This is a genomic window from Pseudomonas sp. Ost2 (assembly GCF_018326065.1).
Taxonomy (GTDB): Bacteria; Pseudomonadota; Gammaproteobacteria; order Pseudomonadales; family Pseudomonadaceae; genus Aquipseudomonas; species Aquipseudomonas gingeri.
This window is the reverse complement of the sequence record NZ_AP021904.1, coordinates 3,413,545-3,431,366: the sequence shown is the minus strand read 5'-3', so window position 1 is coordinate 3,431,366 and position 17,822 is coordinate 3,413,545. Positions and strand designations below refer to the sequence as shown.

The 17,822-nt window shown below is 62.9% G+C and carries 13 protein-coding genes and 1 pseudogene; 4 read left to right on the top strand and 10 right to left on the bottom strand.

From position 1 onward, the window contains the following. Positions 1–11: 11 nt before the first annotated feature. The 6 genes and pseudogenes from KI243_RS15220 to KI243_RS15195 all read right to left on the bottom strand — a co-directional run. Entirely contained in the window at positions 12–1,340 is a 1,329-nt protein-coding gene (locus KI243_RS15220) for an HlyD family type I secretion periplasmic adaptor subunit (protein WP_212811095.1), read from the bottom strand. Then, positions 1,337–3,145, bottom strand: a complete 1,809-nt coding sequence (locus KI243_RS15215) for a type I secretion system permease/ATPase (RefSeq protein ID WP_017127332.1) — start codon at positions 3,143–3,145, stop codon at positions 1,337–1,339. The genes KI243_RS15220 and KI243_RS15215 overlap by 4 nt, the downstream gene beginning before the upstream one ends. A 359-nt stretch (positions 3,146–3,504) precedes the next feature. Next, positions 3,505–3,816 carry a protease inhibitor Inh/omp19 family protein gene (locus tag KI243_RS15210; protein ID WP_103032697.1) on the bottom strand — a complete coding sequence of 104 codons (312 nt, stop codon included), beginning with the start codon at positions 3,814–3,816 and terminating at the stop codon, positions 3,505–3,507. 134 nt (positions 3,817–3,950) lie between these two features. Further along, the gene (locus tag KI243_RS15205) at positions 3,951–5,399 is read right to left on the bottom strand and encodes a serralysin family metalloprotease (RefSeq protein ID WP_017127334.1); all 1,449 of its coding nucleotides are present in this window, start codon (positions 5,397–5,399) and stop codon (positions 3,951–3,953) included. Positions 5,400–5,718: 319 nt separating this feature from the next. Beyond that, complete coding sequence (locus tag KI243_RS15200; protein ID WP_017127335.1) at positions 5,719–6,813, bottom strand: P1 family peptidase; 1,095 nt, start codon at positions 6,811–6,813, stop codon at positions 5,719–5,721. A gap of 96 nt (positions 6,814–6,909) precedes the next feature. Beyond that, positions 6,910–8,271, bottom strand: a pseudogene (locus tag KI243_RS15195) (serralysin family metalloprotease); the annotation flags it as partial. A gap of 308 nt (positions 8,272–8,579) precedes the next feature. Here KI243_RS15195 and KI243_RS15190 point away from each other — a divergent pair. The 4 genes from KI243_RS15190 (at position 8,580) to KI243_RS15175 (ending at position 12,752) form a co-directional block, all read left to right on the top strand. After that, positions 8,580–9,428: an AraC family transcriptional regulator gene (locus KI243_RS15190; RefSeq protein ID WP_177082279.1), complete on the top strand. Its 849-nt coding sequence runs from the start codon at positions 8,580–8,582 to the stop codon at positions 9,426–9,428. A gap of 51 nt (positions 9,429–9,479) precedes the next feature. Continuing rightward, positions 9,480–10,091, top strand: a complete 612-nt coding sequence (locus tag KI243_RS15185; RefSeq protein ID WP_017127337.1) for a LysE family translocator — start codon at positions 9,480–9,482, stop codon at positions 10,089–10,091. 148 nt (positions 10,092–10,239) lie between these two features. Next, complete coding sequence (locus KI243_RS15180; protein ID WP_017127338.1) at positions 10,240–11,181, top strand: choline ABC transporter substrate-binding protein; 942 nt, start codon at positions 10,240–10,242, stop codon at positions 11,179–11,181. 641 nt (positions 11,182–11,822) lie between these two features. Continuing rightward, on the top strand, positions 11,823–12,752 hold the full coding sequence (locus KI243_RS15175) for an alpha/beta hydrolase (protein ID WP_017127339.1): 930 nt from the start codon (positions 11,823–11,825) through the stop codon (positions 12,750–12,752). A gap of 108 nt (positions 12,753–12,860) precedes the next feature. Here the strand turns inward: KI243_RS15175 and KI243_RS15170 are convergent, their stop codons facing one another. The 4 genes from KI243_RS15170 to KI243_RS15155 form a co-directional block, all read right to left on the bottom strand. Then, positions 12,861–14,486: a methyl-accepting chemotaxis protein gene (locus KI243_RS15170; protein WP_177117905.1), complete on the bottom strand. Its 1,626-nt coding sequence runs from the start codon at positions 14,484–14,486 to the stop codon at positions 12,861–12,863. A gap of 374 nt (positions 14,487–14,860) precedes the next feature. After that, entirely contained in the window at positions 14,861–15,940 is a 1,080-nt protein-coding gene (locus tag KI243_RS15165; protein WP_017127341.1) for a polyamine ABC transporter substrate-binding protein, read from the bottom strand. 52 nt (positions 15,941–15,992) lie between these two features. Next, positions 15,993–16,334 (bottom strand): cupin domain-containing protein, encoded by a 342-nt coding sequence (locus tag KI243_RS15160; protein WP_017127342.1) that lies wholly within the window; start codon positions 16,332–16,334, stop codon positions 15,993–15,995. Between the two features lie 43 nt (positions 16,335–16,377). Then, a complete protein-coding gene (locus KI243_RS15155; protein WP_177117906.1) occupies positions 16,378–17,784 on the bottom strand; it encodes an FAD-binding oxidoreductase in 1,407 nt (468 codons plus the stop codon). Positions 17,785–17,822 lie beyond the last annotated feature (38 nt).

Here is a 17,822-nt window from a genome sequence, read left to right as displayed (position 1 = left end):
GGCGGAACATCCTATTCCTCGGTCAACGCAGAACCCGCGCGGTCCAGCAGGGGTTTGAACAGATAGTTGAGCAGCGAGCGCTCACCGGTACGCACGAACATTTCGGCGGGCATGCCCGGCTTGATCACCAGCCCGTTGAGTTTCTCCAGGGCCTGGTCGCTGACCGAACTGCGCAGCACGTAGTACGGCGCCCCGGTCTTCTCGTCGAGCAACTGGTCGGCGGAGATCAGGCTGACGGCCCCGGCGACCCGTGGCGTGCGGTTCTGGTTGAAGGCGGTGAAGAGAATGTCCACCGGCAATGCGCTACCCACCTTGTCCACCAGGTGCACCGGCAGGTGCCCTTCCACTTCCAGGCGCTCGCCCTGCGGCACGATTTCCAGCAGGGTCTCGCCGGCCCGGACCACCGCGCCCTCGGTGTGCACACCGAGGTTGACCGCGATGCCCTCGGCCGGCGCGCTGATTTCACTGTGCTGCAGGTCGAAGCGGGCTGAAGTCAGTTGCTGCTCCAGGGTCAGGGTTTTCAGCTGGGCATCGGCCAACTGGCTGCGCACCTCCTTCTGGTACTCCTCGGCGTGCTGCGCCAGCTTGAGTCGCGACTCGAGGATCCCCTGCTCGACCCGACCGCTTTCGCCGGTGTTCTGCGCCAGGTCCTGTTGCACCTGGGATAGCTGGCGCTCGTACTCCATCAACCGGTTGCTGGGGATATAGCCCTTGTCCGCCAGGGGCTTGAGGTTTTCCAACTGACGACGCAGGGAATCGGCACGGGCAGTCATGTCGGCACGGGCCCGGCGCATGCCGGCCAGTTGCGCGGTGGCCCCCTCGATCCCCGCGCGGATGCCGGCCTGCTCGCGGGCAAAGGCTTCGCGACGGCTACTGAACAACTGCCGCTGGCCTTCGAGCACCAGGCTCAGCTGCGGATCGGGATCGCCGCTCAGTTCCACCGGGAAATGCACCTGCGCCAGATTGTCCCGTTCGCTCTGCCAGCGCGCCTGACTGGCCCAGGCCATGCGGTACTGCGCCCGCAGGGACTGGACATCGGCCGAGCGCTGGGTCTGGTCGAGGCGAAACAGCGGCTGCCCCTGGTGCACCCGTTGTCCTTCACGCACCAGGATCCGCTCGACCACGCCGCCGCCCAGCGACTGCACGGCCTTGCGCTTGCCGGAAACCATCACGGTGCCCTGCACCGCGATGCCCTGGTCCAGCGGCGCGAGGGCCGCCCAGGCAAAAAAGCCGCCGGCGCCCAGCAGCGCCAGCCACCAGCCGGCCCGGGCAAAAAACCGTGCGTCCCGCTCGGGACGCTCCAGGGTGTCGTCGTGCTGCATCAGGCTGTCCGGGCTCATGCTCCGCTACTCCGTGTCGGCGCGCTGTATTGTCGGCTCAGGGTCAGCCCGGCCGGTGCCGGGGACACTTCACGAACCGGTTGCGGGGCTGTTTGGGGAGCTTGAGGGGTAGCGGCCTGCGCGGTGGCGGACAGCGCCTTGAGCACCTCGGCACCGGGTCCGAAGGCCTGCATCCGCCCCTCGTTGAGCACCAGCAGCTTGTCCGCCTGGACCAGCGAAGTGGAACGGTGGGTCACCAGGATCACGCTGCTGCCCTGGGCCTTCAATTGCGCGATGGCGGCGGTCAGGGCCGCCTCGCCCACGGCATCGAGGTTGGAGTTCGGCTCATCGAGGACCACCAGCCGCGGGCCGCCATACAGTGCCCGGGCCAGTGCCACCCGCTGTTTCTGTCCGCCGGACAGACCGCTGCCATCGTCGCCGAGCACGGTGTCATAGCCCTGGGGCAGGCGCAGGATAAGGTCGTGCACCCCGGCCTGGACCGCCGCCGCGACCACCTTCTGCGGATCGGCATCGCTGAAGCGGGCGATATTCTCGGCGACCGTGCCACTGAACAGTTCGATCGACTGCGGCAGATAACCGATATGCGGGCCGAGTTCGTTGCGGTCCCAGCGATGGATATCCGCCCCGTCCAGGCGCACCACTCCGCCCAGGGTCGGCCAGACGCCGACCAGCACCCGTACCAGAGTCGACTTGCCGGAGCCCGAGGAACCGAGGACGCCGAGCACTTCGCCGGCCTCCAGACGGAAACTCACCTGGTGCAAGGTCGCCCCGCGCCTGCCCGGCGGCCCGGCGCTGACCTGCTCGAACGCCACCTGCCCCCGAGGCTCGGGCAGGCTCATGGGCGATGCACCTTCGGGAAACTCGCGCAGCAGATCGTCCAGGCGCCGATAGGCCAGCTTGGCCGCACTCCACTGCTTCCATACGGCGATCAACTGATCGATCGGGCTCAGTACCCGGCCCATCAGGATCGAACCGGCGATCATCATCCCGGCGCTCATATCGCCCTTGATCACCAGCAGCGCCCCGAGACCCAGCACCAGCGATTGCAGGCACAGGCGCAGGGACTTGCTCAACGAAGCGACGATTGCCCCGGTGTCGCTGGCCTGGTTCTGCCGGGCGAGAAAGCGCGAATGGATCTGGAACCAGCGCTTGCGCAGGGCGCCGAGCATGCCCATGGCCTGGATGGTCTCGGCGTTGTGCAGGTGGCTGGTGGCCAACTGGCTGGATTTCTGCGAGTAGCCGCTGGCTTCGCCCAATGGCTTTTTGGTCAGCGACTCGTTGAGACAGGCCAGTGCGATCAACAGCAGCGCGCCAACGCTGGCGAAGACCCCGAGCCAGGGGTTGAACAGGAAGATCACCAGCAGGTAGATCGGAAACCAGGGGGCATCGAAGAACGCGAACAACGCCGGTCCCGTGAGAAACTGGCGGATATGGGTCAGGTCGCCCAGCGCCTGGCCGGCGTGGCCTTCGCCACGAAACAGGTTGCGCTCGAACGCCGCCTGGTAGACCCGCAGGTTGAAGCGGCGCTCCAGCGCGCTGCCGATGCGGATCACGATAAAGCTGCGGATCGTTTCCAGCAGCCCGATAAAGGCAAAGAACCCGACCACCATCAGCGTCAGCATCACCAGGGTGGTTTCATTCTGCGAGGTCAGCACCCGGTCATAGACCTGGAGCATGTAGATCGAAGGAACCAGCATCAGCAGGTTGATCAGGGCGGTGAAACAACCGACGCTGACCAGAATGCCCTTGTAGTCACCGAGCACTCGGACCAGTGGTGTGCCGGGCGTCATTTTCAACACTTTCATTTATCTTCCCTGATGTATTTACAGTTACCAACGGCCTGATCGGCCGTGCACCACGGTATTTCCGAAGAGCATCTTCAGAAGCCATGAGGGCGAAACAATTTGAAATAGAGCAACGGATAGCGGCGCGAATTAAACAGGTCGCGCCGAAGAGCGACTATAAGATTGCGCCCATCTTCCGGACCGTCCGACAGGGGTTCATGGTCATTGCACCTGAACATCGCCGATGAATAATCCGATGATTCTTTTCTTATATTGACTGACATGACTTCACAGCAGAACAGTTCCTTGTTCCCGCCTTGTTTTCCGACAACTTCCCTCTATCCCGGCGCAGTACGCAAGATCGTCGGCACTCGGACCGATCAGGGTTGCAGTCGCTCCAGCACCAGGACAACGCCACTCGCCAGGCGCGCCTGGTACAGGTCGTTCCCCTGCCGGTTCAGGTGCACGATACCGCTGCCCTCGACGCCATACAGCCAGAGACCATCGGGGGTCGGTTCCCAGCGCGCGGGACGCTCGCCAAGCCAGCCGGCCACGCACTCGAGGTCACCACCCAGGCTCGGCGCCTGGACCGCCAGCACCAGCTCGCAGGCCTGGGCGCGATCGTCCTCGCGATACAACCGCCAGCTCCCGGCCAGGGTTTCGGGACTGGGAAGAATCAAGCTTCGTGCCATGCAAAGTGCTCCAGATGCCATCAGCAATGCGGCCATCAGCCACGTCATGAATACACGGGGGAAAAGTCTGTCGATCATGGGCCCTCGCAACAAGACCGGGAAGCAGCGCTTGCGCGCTGCTCGTGAACATCGACTCAGGCCACGATATCCGTGACTGCCGCCTGCCCCACCGTGGTGACCAGGAAATCAGCCACGCCATGCCCGGAGAAGTCGATCGCCAGGGTGCCCAGGTTGGTGCCCGAGGCATAGGTCAGCACCGCATCGCCGGCATGCCCGGTGAAGGCATTGACGAAGTTCAGCGCCGAACCGTGGGTGATCCCCGACAGATCGATCTTGTCCTGGCCGCTGACAAAATCCATGATCCGGTCGGCAGCCTGCGGTTTCGAGTCGGAAACGGCCGCGAACACAAAGGTGTCGTTGCCCGCACCACCCCACAGTTTGTCCGCACCACCGGCGCCGTAGAGGATGTCGTTGCCGGCACCGCCACGCAGTTCGTTCGCCCCGTCGTTGCCTATCAGCAGGTCGTTGCCCGAACCGCCGATGGCATTCTCCACCGTGACGCCCTGGGCAATGGAGACGTTGCCGACCATGCCACCCACGTCGGAGAACGAACCGGCATGCAGGTTGATCTTCTGGTTCTGAGTGAAACCGGAGAAGTCCAGGGTGTCGTTGCCGCCCCCGTCCCAGACCGAGAACACCAGCTTGTCCGAGGACGAAGTGGCGCTCAGGTAGTCGCGACCGGCATTGGCGTTGAAACCGTAGGTGGTATCACCGGCACGGGTGCTGTAGTTGGCGCCGTAGAGCTTCTGGATCGCCGCGATATCGTCCATCAACGGGCCGGATGAGTAGGCCTCGACACCGCCCTTGCTGAAGTTCTGGCTGGTGTTGCTTTCGCTCCAGTAGCTCATGACGCTGTAGCCGCGGGTGTCCTGCCCGTAGGAGGCGTCATTGTAGGTCGGGTTGCCTTCGCCGGCGTTGTAGTCGCCGGGATGGGACAGGCCCAGGGTATGGCCGATCTCGTGGGTCAGGGTCTGGCGCCCGTAGTTGTTCAGGCCCGGTGTCTTGTTGACGTTGTAGCCGCTACCGGTCAGGTACCAGGACTGGCCGTCGTAGCCAGGCTCGGTGCCCGGCAGGAAGGCGAACGCTGCCGCGCCTTCCTGGCCGCCGCTGTAGTTACCGAAGGTCATGTGACCATCGCCGCCCCTCGCTGCCTCGGTGAAGGTCACGTTGGCGACGTCTGCCCAGGATTGCATGGCAAGGACCGCCTGTGACTTCTGCAACGCACTGAACTGGCTGAAACCGGTAACCCCCAGACCGCTGAAGTTCGAGGTCGGCGATGTCAGGAAGGTATAGGTCAGTTCGATCTTGCCGCTGCCGTTCAGATCGTGCCAGGCGGCACCGTCACGCAGCAATTGCGTGGCGGCCTGATCGACGGAGTAGGAGGGTTTGCCATTGACCGTGAGGTTGCCGCCACGATCATATTGATGGCTGAAGCTATCGATCTGGTTAAAGGCGGAACTTGTCCCGTTGGCCGCCAGTGCCGATTCCGAAGAAACAATAGCTTTCGCTTTGACTTTCGACATAAACACACTTCCTTGTTTGCAAGTGAAACAGTTTTTGTCCGATAGCGACAATCCCTTGGCGAGATCATCCTATCACTCGCCCTTTTTGAAGGCAGCGAGAAACTGACACATTTTGAAATCAATCGTCCAGCGCTTTTTTTGATATCAAAGTGCTGTTTTTCGGAAAGATCCCGCAAACATTGCTTATGCACCTGAAAGTTTTTTCTGACAGTTTTATTCCTCGCCAACAAGCAGACTTTCAGGAATATTCAAGCTGGAAAAACGCATAAGCGAAGTGCATCAATAAATGACCGACCAGTCATCCATGACTGCCTGGTTTTTATTGTCGCCCGCTCGTTCTTAGTGCATCCAGGGCAACTTCGCCCGTCAGAGCCGGAACCCGCACGCCGTCCGCGGTGGTCATGTCTTCGCCGGCGAGCAAGGCGTTGATGATCGCCTCCTCCACCGCTTCGGCCGCCGCGAGGAACAAGGGCGAGATATGGTCGTTGTTGACCATCGTCAGCGGGCTGCTGAACGGCAGGTCCTTGCGACCGTAGTCCGCCGGCGCGATCTGCTCGTTGCCGGTGGCGAAGGCAAGGAAGATATCGCCGCTGGAATCCTCGGTCCCGCCCCCAGTGCGAGCGATCCCGATCGACGCCCGTTGCGCCAGACGCTGGCATTGATGCGGCAGCAACGGTGCGTCGGTGGCGATGACCACCACGATCGAGCCCATGCCCGGAGTGCCACGCCGGGCGAAAGGCGAAGGGATGCCGGTCAACTGGCGCCCCACGGGATAACCGTCGATGCGCAGTTCCTGGCGTTTGCCATGATTGGCCTGGACCAGCGCGCCGACGGTCCAGCCCCCCTGTTCCGCCGGCAAGCGCCGTGACGAGGTGCCGATACCGCCCTTGAACTCATGGCAGATCATCCCGGTACCGCCGCCCACCGCGCCTTCGCGAACCGCCCCGGAGCGGGCATCCGCCAGGGCTTCCTCGACCTGGGCGGGACCGACGTGCTGGCCCCAGATATCGTTGAGCACCCCGTCATAGGTTTCCATCACCACCGGCATGCACCAGTACACCGCGGGGTCCTTGAGGCTGTCGCGCTCCTGCGCCACCAGGGCATCGCGAACCACCCCGACGCTGTGGGTGTTGGTGATCGCGATCGGCGTGGTCAGCAACCCGGCTTCGCGAACCCACTCCAGGCCCGTGGCATCGCCATTGCCATTGAGCACATGGCAGCCGGCGAAACAGGGCTGCTGACGCGCGGCAACGGCGCGTGGCTGGATCACCGTCACCCCGGTGCGCACCTGCTTGCCATCGATTTCGGCCTTGAGGGTACTGTGGCCGACCCGGACTCCGGGGACATCGGTAATGGCATTGAGTGGGCCGGGGGTACCCAGGCCCAGAGTGATACCCCATTCACGTGCGCGCATAACAACTCCAGATAAGCAAAATCGGTTACAGACAGGATTCGACGCCAGGTCGACCACAGTGGCACAGAAACGTCGCCCTATCTGCCTATAGTGCTATCAGACCACGATGTCGCCCAGGGTGATCTGGCCTACCGCCGTGATCAGGACATCGGCACGACCATTGCCGCTGATGTCGATGGCAAGGTGGCTGTCGCCAGTGGCTTGGGCATAATTCAGGAGCGCTTCGCCCGCGACACCCGTGAAGCTCTCGACGATGTTCAGCCCGACGCCACGGGTGATGCCGGAGAGATCGATCTTGTCCTCGCCGCTGACAAAATCCATGATCCGGTCGGCAGCCTCCGGCGCCGAGTCGGAAGCGACCATGAATACGAAGGTGTCGTTGCCCGCATCGCCCCACAGCCTGTCCGCACCGCCCGCGCCATACAGGACGTCGTTGCCGGCACCGCCCCGCAGTTCGTTGGCCACGGCGTTGCCGATCAGCAGGTCGTTACCCGAACCGCCGATGGCATTCTCCACCGTGACGCCCTGGGCAATCGAGACGTTACCGACCATGCCGCCCACATCGGAGAACGCGCCCGTGTGCAGGTTGATCTTCTGGTTCTGGGTGAAGCCGGAAAAATCCAGGGTGTCATTGCCGCCACCGTCCCAGACGCAGAACACCAGGGCATCCCACGATTGAAAGGCACTGAGGAAGTCCCGCCCGGTGTTGGAGTTGAAGCCATAGGTCGTATCGTCGGAACGGGTGCTCCAGTTGGCGCCATAGAGCTTCTGGATGGCCGCGATATCGTCCATCAACGGGGCGGAGGCGTAGAAGGCCGCGTCATTGCGGGTGAAGTCCTGGCCGCTGGCGGTTTCGCTCCAGTAGCTCATCACGCTGTAACCCAGGGTGTCCTGCGCATAGGTGGCATTGCTCGCGTAGCTCGCCCCCGCACCGTTGTAGTTGCCGGGATGTGGCAAGCCGAGGACATGCCCGATTTCATGGGTCAGGGTCTGCCGGCCATTGTTGTTGAGCCCCGGACTCTTGTTGTCCTCGTAACCGTCGGCGATGCTGTACCAGGACTGCCCGCCCAATCCCGATATGTCTCCTGGCCGGATGGTCTGGGCCGCTCCGCCTCCCACCTTGTAGTCGCCAAAGGTGATATGGCCATCGCCGCCGTGCGGCGCTTCGGAAAACGAGATATGGGCGGCGTCCGCCCAGGATTGCATGGCCAGCACCGCCTGGGCTTTCTGCAAGGGACTGAACGCCTGGAGCCCGGCGAGCCCCAGCGCATAGTAATCATCATTGGACAACAGCTGCGATGCGTTGGGGAAGCTGTAGGTCAGCTCTATCTTCCCGTTCCCGTCGGTATCTGCCCAGGGCGTCGAGCCGTTCGACAGATTTGTCGCGGCCTGTTCCACCGAGTAGGACGGCTTTCCATTGGCTGTCACGCCCCCGGCGCGCTCGGACTTTGCACTGAACTCACGAACGAGCGGAAGCAGAAGCTGATGGCTGCTTTCAACATGACCTACCTGCGGATTGACGACTTCAATGACTTTCGACACTTTCATACCCTATCAATGGAGGAATCCGGGAACTTGAAACGTTTCCTCAGACACCCCATTGAACGCCGCCACGGGTCCGCGGGCTTTTAAATACCGCCCGACACCCTCCTCCTTCCCGGCCCGCGAGCGGATTACCCCTTCGTTGCACAGATCTTCTAGACTTGGTCCTGGAAACCGGCGCTAACTGTCACCCTGCACTAATGCCCAACACCCCCAGGTACAGCATGTCCAGCAACGCCGACAACTGGATCGACCTGACTCAGGATCAGGACACCGGTATCGAAACCCTCCGCGCCCATTTCAAGGGGCACGCCTACGACGCCCATTGGCATGACAGCTACCTGGTGGGGGTCACCGAACAGGGCGTGCAGCAATTCAACTGCCAACGGACCCGCTACCACAGCGTGCCGGGCAATGTGTTCCTGCTCGAACCGGGCGAGATCCACGACGGCGATGCCCCCACCGAAGGCGGCTTCACCTACCGCACGCTCTACCTCGATCCCCACTGGCTGGAACGGGAGCTGAGCGCGCTGTTCGAAGAAGCGCCGGCCAACAGCCAACTGTCCTTTGCCACGCCACTGGCAACCGGCGACAGCCGCCTGGCCCAGGCCACCAGCGCCGCCTTCGAGGCGATCCACAGCCAGGAACTGCGCATCGTCCGGCAAAGTGCCCTGGACCAGATGTTCGACGCTCTCACCCGCCATCTGCACTGGCGTACCCGCTATCGCGAAGACCCGCGCCTGCCGCGGGTGGCGCAGCTCGCCCGGGAATACCTGCATGCCCACCTGCAGCATGACCTGAGCCTCGACGACCTGGCGGCGGTGACCGGGGTCGATCGTTTTCGCCTGACCCGTGCCTTCAAATCGGCCTATGGCCTGCCGCCGCACGCCTACCTGGTGCAACTGCGCCTGGCCAAGGCGCGGCAGATGCTGGCTCGCGGCGAACAACCGGCAACGGTGGCCATGGCCCTCGGTTTCGCCGACCAGAGCCACCTCGGGCGCTGGTTCCTGCGGGCCTATGGCCTGACCCCGGCAGCCTACCGCAAGCGTTGCTCAAATCTTCCAGACGCCTGAAGCGGCAGCCGCGAAGATCGTCCCATCGATCTCTACGCGGAGCCCCTGCCCATGTTGTCCACCTTTCCGAGCCTGCTGCCCTTCCTGCTCTTTGCCTTTGTCGCCTCCATCACCCCGGGACCGACCAATATCCTCGTACTGAGCAACAGTGCCCGCTACGGCCTGGTCGCGGCGCTGCCGATCATTCTCGGTGCCTGCGCCGCAGCCGCGCTGATCGTGCTGCTGGTGGGCAGCGGCGTCGGCCAGTCGCTGACCGGCATGCCCCTGGTGCAGGTCGCCATGCAATGGCTGGGCATCGCCTGGCTGAGCTACCTCGCCTGGCAGATTTTCAGCGCCCCGGCGAGCGTCATCGACGGTGGAGCGGAACCGGCAAGGCGCCTCGGACTGCTGGGTGCGGCCAGCCTGCAACTGATCAACCCCAAGGTGTGGATGATGGCCCTGGCGGTGGTCGGGGTGTTCGCCGGCAGCGGCGCCGAACGCCAGGCCCATGTGCTGTCGCTGTCCCTGGTGTTCTTCCTGGTGTCGCTGCCCTGCATGGGCCTGTGGGCCGTGCTGGGGGTCGGCTCGGCCCGGCTGTTTCGCTCGCCCCTGGCGATGCGGCGTTTCAACCGCTGCATGGCGTTGCTGTTGCTGGTTTCAGCCTGGCTGAGCCTGTGGGTATGACTTGCTGATATAACGGCAGGGAGTCGCTGCAGTGCAAAAGCCGGTCGCCCTGGTGCGCTTTTGCCAGCTAACGGCTGCGTAACGTGGCCGGACGGTGCATGAAGACACCGGCCTCGACAATAAACGACCTGCCGCGAGACCTTCCAACATGAAAAGACTGTTCACCAGCTGTCTGTTCCTCTGCGGTACCGCACTCCTGAGCAACCCGGCATTCGCCAGCGACGACGCCTCCTGCAAGAGCGTGCGCATGGGTGTCGTCAACTGGACCGACGTCATCGCCACCAGCGGCATGGCGGACGTACTGCTCAACGGCCTGGGCTATGAAAGCAAGCAGACCAGTGCCGTGCAGCAGATCATCTTTGCCGGTATCCGCGACAAGCGCCTGGATATCTTCCTCGGCTACTGGAAGCCGGCGATGGACAAGAATATCGAGCCGTTCGTGGCCGCCAACCAGGTCAAGGTCATGGCCAAGCCGAGTCTGGCCGACGCCCAGGCGACCCTGGCCGTCCCGCAGTATGTCGCCGACGCCGGACTGAAGACCTTTGCCGATATCGCCAAGTTCAAGGACCAGCTCAAGGGCACCATCTACGGGATCGAACCGGGCAGCGGCGCCAACACCACCATCAAGACTATGATCGACACCGATCACTTCGGCCTCAAGGGATTCAAGCTGGTCGAGTCCGGTGAAGCCGGGATGCTCGCGGCGGTACAGCGGGCCGTCAATCGCAAGGAGTTCGTGGTCTTCGTCGGCTGGACGCCGCACCCGATGAACATCAACATGAAGATCGCCTACCTGACCGGCAGCGAAGATGTCTACGGTCCCAACGAAGGCGCCGCGACAGTCTCCACCGTCACCGCCCCGGACTACGCCGAGCGCTGCCCGAACGTGAACAAGTTGCTGGAAAACCTGACCTTCACCGCCGCCCAGGAAAGCCAGTTGATGGTGCCGATCATGGAGCGCCAGACACCCCAGGACGTGGCGAAGAAATGGCTGCGTGATCACCCCGAGGATCTGCAGCGCTGGCTGGCCGGTGTCACCAGCATCGACGGCAAGGATGGCGTGGCGACCGTGCAGGCCAGCTTGAAATAACCATCGGCACGGACATTGTGGGAGCGGGCTTGCCCGCGAATGAGGACCTTGAGACTTGCAGCGCCCCTGAGGGCCTCTTCGCGGGCAAGCCAGCTCCCACAGGGCCGGTTGGCTGAGCAAAGGATTACAACCCGGCACGGACATTGTGGGAGCGGGCTTGCCCGCGAAGAGGACCTTGAGACTTGCAAGGCCCATGATGGCCTCTTCGCTGGCAAGCCAGCTCCCACAGGGCCGTTGGCTCAGCACAGGATTACAAGCCGGCACGGACATTGTGGGAGCGGGCTCGCCCGCGAAGAGGACCTTGAGACTTGCAGCGCCCATGATGGCCTCTTCGCTGGCAAGCCAGCTCCCACAGGGCCGGTTGGCTGAGCACAGGATTACAACCCGGCACGGACATTGTGGGAGCGGGCTTGCCCGCGAAGAGGACCTTGAGACTTGCAGCGCCCATGATGCCTCTTCGCTGGCAAGCCAGCTCCCACAAGGACAGTTGACTGAGCACAGGATTACAGCCCGGCACGGACATTGTGGGAGCGGGCTTGCCCGCGAAGAGGACCTTGAGGTTGCTGGAGCTTCGCGGGCCAGCCCGCTCCTGCATGAACCGCACGCCTACAGGCTTCGCGTCCTGTAACCATGGAACCCCAATGAGCAACTACCCTCTTTCTCCCGAACTGAGCGCCTTTGTCGACAAGACCCTCGGCTTCGGTTACCCGGACAGCAGCATCCAGGGCCTGCGCATCGGCTACAGCGAGATGTGCAAGGCCTTTACCCCTCCACGCCCGGCCGACATCGCGGTCAGCGAGCAGCGGATCGCCGGGGTGCCCGTGCGCCAGTACCGGCCCACCTCCCCTCGTCCAGCAGACGGCTGGCCTTGCGTGGTCTATCTGCACGGTGGTGGCTGGGTGGTGGGCGATCTCGACTCCCATGATTTCATCACCGCCGAACTGGCATCGCTGCTCAAGGCCGTGGTGGTCGCGGTCGACTACCGGCTGGCACCGGAACAGCCCTTTCCGGCAGCCTTCGACGATTGCCTGGCCGTCTGGCGCAGCTTGCGCAACGACGCCGAAGACTGGCAACTGGACCGCAACCGCCTGGCGATTGCCGGCGACAGCGCCGGCGGCAACCTCGCCGCGGCCGTGTGCCTGGCCTTGCGCGATGCCGGGGAGCCCCAGCCGCTGGTACAGGCCCTGATCTACCCGGGGCTGGGCGGTGATGACGGCCTGCCTTCACGCAGCGAGTGCGCAGATGCGCCGTTGCTCAGCGCCAGCGACGTGCATTGCTACCACACGCTGTACCTGCCGGGCCCGGGCAAACCCTCGGCCTATGCCATGCCCTTGCAGGCCACGGATTTCCACGGCCTGGCCCCGGCCTTTATTGCCGTGGCGCAATACGATCCGCTGCGGGATGACGGGGTGTGTTATTTCGAGCGGTTGAAGCAGGCCGGCGGCACCGCCAGCCTGCATCTGGGCCTGGGACTGGTCCATGGCTGCCTGCGGGCACGGGGAATGGCCCAGGAAGTGGATCTGCTGTACGAGAAGCTGCTGGCGCAGCTGCGGCGCTATCTGAGCCTTTAGCGCACGCAGGGCGAGGATGGGATCGTTCCTACGCTCTGCGTCACGGATCAACGCTGCGCGGGCAAGCCCGCTCCCACAAGAGCGTGGGAACGGTCCATCATCCGGCGCTTAGATAACGAAACGCGCCACCATCGCATTCAGGTCCACCGCCAGGCGTGACAGCTCATGGCTGGCCGCACTGGTCTGGTTGGCCCCGGCAGCCGACTGGGTCGCCAGGTCGCGGATATTCACCAGGTTGCGATCGACTTCCCGGGAGACTTGCGCCTGCTCTTCCGAAGCACTGGCGATCACCAGGTTGCGCTCGTTGATCAGGTTGATCGAGTGGGTGATCTGTTCCAGGGCGACACCGGCGGCGCGGGCCATTTCCAGAGTGGTCTGGGTCCGCTGGTTGCTCTGCTGCATCGATTGCACCGCCTCGCCGGTGCCGTTCTGGATCCCCGCCACCATCTGTTCGATTTCCCGGGTCGACTGCTGGGTACGATGGGCCAGGGCCCGGACTTCGTCGGCAACCACGGCGAAGCCACGACCGGCCTCACCGGCACGGGCCGCTTCGATGGCGGCGTTGAGCGCCAGCAGGTTGGTCTGCTCGGCAATCGCCCGAATCACGTCCAGTACCTGGCCGATATCCCGCCCCTGCGTCGCCAGGCCTTCGATCAGCACGGAAGTGTTCTGCACGTCCTGGGTCATGGCCTGGATCGCGCCGACGGTTTCCACCACCCGGTCGCGGCCTTCGCGCGCCGCCAGGTTGGATTGCTGGGACGCCTCGGACGTCGAGACCGCATTGCGCGCCACTTCTTCAACGGCACTGGTCATTTCGTTGACCGCGGTGGCCGCCTGTTCGATTTCGTTGTTCTGCTGCTGCAAGCCCCTGGAGGCCTCTTCAGTCACCGCACTGAGTTCTTCCGCCGCGGAGGCAAGCTGGGTGGCCGAGCCGGAAATCTGTTCGATGGTCTTGCGCAGGCTGCCCTGCATGGCCGCCAACGCCGTGAGCAAACGCGCCGGTTCGTCCTTGCCGTCCACCTCGATCGGCTTGGTCAGGTTGCCGCCGGCAATGCTCTCGGCCGCGGCCAACGCCCTGTTCAAGGGAGTGACGATGCTGCGGGTCAGCAGCCAGGCGAGCAGCACGGTCATCAATGCCGCGACGACCGAGACACTGATAATGCCCAGGCTTGCGTTGTCATACTGCTGGCCGGCTTCTGCCGAGGCAGCCTTGGCCCCGGCCTTGTTGATGTCCATCAACTGGTTGAGCTGCGCGCCCATCAGATCGGTGCCGGCCTTGATCTGGTTGTTGATCAGGTTGCGCATGTCATCGATCCTGTTCTGCCGCGACAGTTCGAGCATCTGCCCCTGGTCCCTGAGATAGGTATCGAGCGTGGCGGCGAACTCCTTGTACTTGGCCAGCTCCTCACCCGCGGAAGGCAAATCGGCATAACTCTTCTGATCCTTGCGGATCTTGTCCGTGAGGAAGGCGATACGGGTGTCGGCTTCCTGCAAGGCCGCGGGCTCGCGATTGATCAGCACGCGAAACGACAGGATGCGCAAGCGTAGGACCCCTTCGATCACATTGCTCAGATAGCCGACGCTCGGCAACTGGTTGGTGTTCATATCGACCGAGGCCTGACGGATGACCGTCATGCGCGTTTGTGCAAACACCCCCAACACCACCACCAGCAATGCGATAAAGGCAAAACCGAGAAAGGCCCGAGGGGCGATATTCATATTACGTAGGGACATGGGAAGCTCTCTCTGAACATTGGGGGCTGCTAGCGTCCATGCCATCTGTCCACCAGGTGGGAACACGACGATGCTCCGCCCGGCGGTTAACGCCACGTCTGTGAAAAGCGCGCGGGCTTATACCAGTATCGGCAGGACTTTATGTTTTATTCAGGCAGAGAGGTAAAAATAATTCAAATAATTACAAGTAGTTGAGAAGTTATCTCTATGACGCCAAAAAGATGGCTATTTAATATTAGTCAACCGTTTCAGCAGCGCAACTCTATAACGCATCAAACACTGTTATGGATCCAATAAATGCACCGCCAATAAAAAAGCGGGAACGGATCCAGTCCGCTCCCGCCCTTTTAGGCAATGACCCGATACCGCGATAATTATTCGCCGGTCTTGATCTTGTTCCACAACCGGGTACGGATCCGGTCGATATTCAGCGGCATGGCCTCCAGCGCAAACAGCTTGCCCATCATCTCCGGGCTCGGATACACCTTGGTATCCGCCTTGAGCGCCGGGTCCACCAGGCTGTCGGCCGCCGAGTTGCCGTTGGCGTACTTCACATAGTTGCTGATACCGGCCATGACCTCCGGACGCAGCAAGTAGTTCATGAAGGCATAACCGGCCTTTTCATCCGGTGCATCGGCGGGCATGGCCACCATGTCGAACCAGATGGCCGCGCCTTCCCTGGGAATCGAATAACCGATATTCACGCCATTCCTGGCCTCCGTGGCACGACTGGCGGCCTGCAGGATATCGCCGGAGAAACCCACGGCGACGCAGATATCGCCATTGGCCAGGTCCGAGGTGTATTTGGATGAATGGAAGTACGCCACATAGGGCCGCACTTTCATCAACAGATCCTCGGCCTTCTTGTAGTCCGCCGCGTTCTTGCTGTGGTGCGGCAGGCCCAGGTAATTAAGCGCCGCCGGCAGCAACTCGGGACCATTGTCGAGAATCGCCACGCCACACTTCTGCAACTTCTTCATGTTCTCGGGCTTGAAGATCAGGTCCCAGGAGTCCACCGGCGCATTGTCCCCCAGCACCGCCTTGACCTTGTCGATGTTGTAGCCGATGCCGGTACTGCCCCACAGGTAAGGGAAACCATGTTCGTTGCCCGGGTCGTTGACCTGCAGCGCCTTGAGCAAAGCCGGATTGAGATTCTTCCAGTTCGGCAACTGGCTCTTGTCGAGCTTCTTCAGCGCACCGCCCTGGATCTGCCGGGCCATGAAGTGGTTGGAAGGAAACACCACGTCGTAACCCGATTTGCCGGTCATCAACTTGCCGTCCAGGGTCTCGTTGCTGTCATAGACGTCATAGCTGAAACCAATCCCGGTTTCAGTCTGGAAGTTCTTGGTGGTGTCCGGGGCGATATAGTCCGACCAGTTGTAGATCTTGACGGTTTCGCCCGCCTGGGCGAGGGACGCCACCAGCATCAAGGGAGCAATGGACATGCGGATCATGAGTGGATTCCTGTGTATGGTTTTTTTGTTGGCAGGCTCAAGTGATCAGGGATCAGAAAATCAGGACGTAAGTCTTGCGCACGGTTTCCTGGATATCCCAGATTCCGGTGCTGTTTGCCGGCAACATCAGTGCATCGCCGGCTTCTATGTGCAGGGTTTCGCCGTTGTCCGGGGTGAAGGTGCAGCGGCCCTGGATAAAGTGACAGAACTCCTGGGCGACGATCTGCCGCCGCCAGCGCCCCGGGGTGCACTCCCAGATGCCGGTCTCGACACCGTCGTTGCGTTCGACACAGGTCACCGACGCCACGGAAACCTGCTCGCTGAGGGGCACCGCGACCGGGTTGGAGACTTCGAGGGTGGCCGTGGCGGTGTTCTTGAATTGCGTAATGCTCATGGGATCAGTCCTGCGGGTGGATGACCCGGCGCAGCCGCGCCGGTTATTTCATGAAACCTTCCATGAACCCGGCCACGCCGCTGGCCAGCTTGCGACGCCACGGCGGGGTGTTGGGGTTGGCCAGGGTCTGGTCTTCATGGACAAAGCTGCGAATGATCGCGTTGTAGCCCAGCCAGCGGCAGGGCTCGGGTTCCCAGGCCTTCAGCGCCGCCAGGCCGCCCTGCGGGATCACCCAGGGCTGGTGGACCCGCGGGGTATCCCGCTGCAGGATCAGGTCGGCCAGGGTGCGCCCGCCCAGGTGACTGGCGCCGACGCCCTCGCCGCCGTAACCGCCGGCCAGGGCGATACCGCTGGCGCGGTCGCAGAGCATGTGCGGCTGGAAACGCCGCGACATACCGAGGTTGCCGCCCCAGGCGTGGGTGATACGGACTTTTTTCAACTGCGGGAACAGTTCGCCGAACAGATAGCGGCGCAGTTCGATTTCCTGCTCGGTCAGGTTGAAGTCATGCCGTAGCTGGCCGGCGAAGCGATACCCGCCACGGGCACCGAACACCAGGCGATTATCGGCGGAGCGCTGGCCGTAGGTGACCTGGCGACTGCTTTCGCTGAACGCCTGGCCCTGGCTCAGGCCGATTTCGTCCCAGGTCGCCGCCGACAGCGGCTCGGTCGCCACCAGCAGACTCTGTACCGGCAACTGGTAGCGCCCCAGGGGTGGCAAGGTCACCGAGTAGCCTTCGACCGCCGGCACCACCCAGTGGCTGCGGACCTGGGCCCTGGCTGTGCGCAGGCCGCCGGAACGCCAATCGGTCACCGGGCTGTTTTCATAGATCGGCACGCCAAGGCGCTCCACCGCCCGGGCCAGCCCGCGCACCAGCCTGGCCGGCTGCACGGTGGCGATATGCGGCGCGAAGATCCCGCCGTAAGGTCGGGCAACACGGATCTGCCGGGCCAGTTGCTCGGGGCTCAGCCAGGCATAGTCGGACTCGTTGAGGCCCTGCTTGTACAACTTGTCCAGATAGGCGCGCAGGCTGTGTTCCTGCTCGGGGTAACGCGCGGCGCAGTAAAGCACTCCGCCCTTGCGATAATCGCAGTCGATGCCCTCCTGATCGAGGACACTCTTCACCTCGTCGGGAATGCCGTGCAGCAGATCGAAGGAAGCCCGGCGCTGTTCCGGTGACAGGCCGGCGAGCAGTCGATCCTCGCCCAGCAGGTTGCCCATCACCCAGCCACCGTTGCGCCCGGAAGCACCAAAGCCGGCGGTCTGCGCCTCGACGATCACCACCTTCAGCTCAGGCGCCTGGCGCTTGAGGTAATAGGCGGTCCACAGCCCCGTGTAACCGGCGCCGATAATCGCCACGTCGACGTCCAGGTCCTGTTCCAGGCTGGCCCGCGGCGTCAGCGGCTCATCGAGCTGATCCATCCATAAACTGATATTTCGCCACACCGGCATTCCAGACTCCACAACCTGTAACAGATAGTGGTGATCCT

What these genes read in the sequence shown, in the direction of transcription:
- KI243_RS15215 (WP_017127332.1), bottom strand. Translation starts at nt 3,145, where the DNA reads ATGAAAGTGTTGAAAATGACGCCCGGCACACCACTGGTCCGAGTGCTC.
- KI243_RS15190 (WP_177082279.1), top strand. Translation starts at nt 8,580, where the DNA reads ATGTCCAGCAACGCCGACAACTGGATCGACCTGACTCAGGATCAGGAC.
- KI243_RS15185 (WP_017127337.1), top strand. Translation starts at nt 9,480, where the DNA reads ATGTTGTCCACCTTTCCGAGCCTGCTGCCCTTCCTGCTCTTTGCCTTT.
- KI243_RS15205 (WP_017127334.1), bottom strand. Translation starts at nt 5,399, where the DNA reads ATGTCGAAAGTCAAAGCGAAAGCTATTGTTTCTTCGGAATCGGCACTG.
- KI243_RS15165 (WP_017127341.1), bottom strand. Translation starts at nt 15,940, where the DNA reads ATGATCCGCATGTCCATTGCTCCCTTGATGCTGGTGGCGTCCCTCGCC.
- KI243_RS15155 (WP_177117906.1), bottom strand. Translation starts at nt 17,784, where the DNA reads ATGCCGGTGTGGCGAAATATCAGTTTATGGATGGATCAGCTCGATGAG.
- KI243_RS15220 (WP_212811095.1), bottom strand. Translation starts at nt 1,340, where the DNA reads ATGAGCCCGGACAGCCTGATGCAGCACGACGACACCCTGGAGCGTCCC.
- KI243_RS15175 (WP_017127339.1), top strand. Translation starts at nt 11,823, where the DNA reads ATGAGCAACTACCCTCTTTCTCCCGAACTGAGCGCCTTTGTCGACAAG.
- KI243_RS15210 (WP_103032697.1), bottom strand. Translation starts at nt 3,816, where the DNA reads ATGGCACGAAGCTTGATTCTTCCCAGTCCCGAAACCCTGGCCGGGAGC.
- KI243_RS15200 (WP_017127335.1), bottom strand. Translation starts at nt 6,813, where the DNA reads ATGCGCGCACGTGAATGGGGTATCACTCTGGGCCTGGGTACCCCCGGC.
- KI243_RS15160 (WP_017127342.1), bottom strand. Translation starts at nt 16,334, where the DNA reads ATGAGCATTACGCAATTCAAGAACACCGCCACGGCCACCCTCGAAGTC.
- KI243_RS15180 (WP_017127338.1), top strand. Translation starts at nt 10,240, where the DNA reads ATGAAAAGACTGTTCACCAGCTGTCTGTTCCTCTGCGGTACCGCACTC.
- KI243_RS15170 (WP_177117905.1), bottom strand. Translation starts at nt 14,486, where the DNA reads ATGTCCCTACGTAATATGAATATCGCCCCTCGGGCCTTTCTCGGTTTT.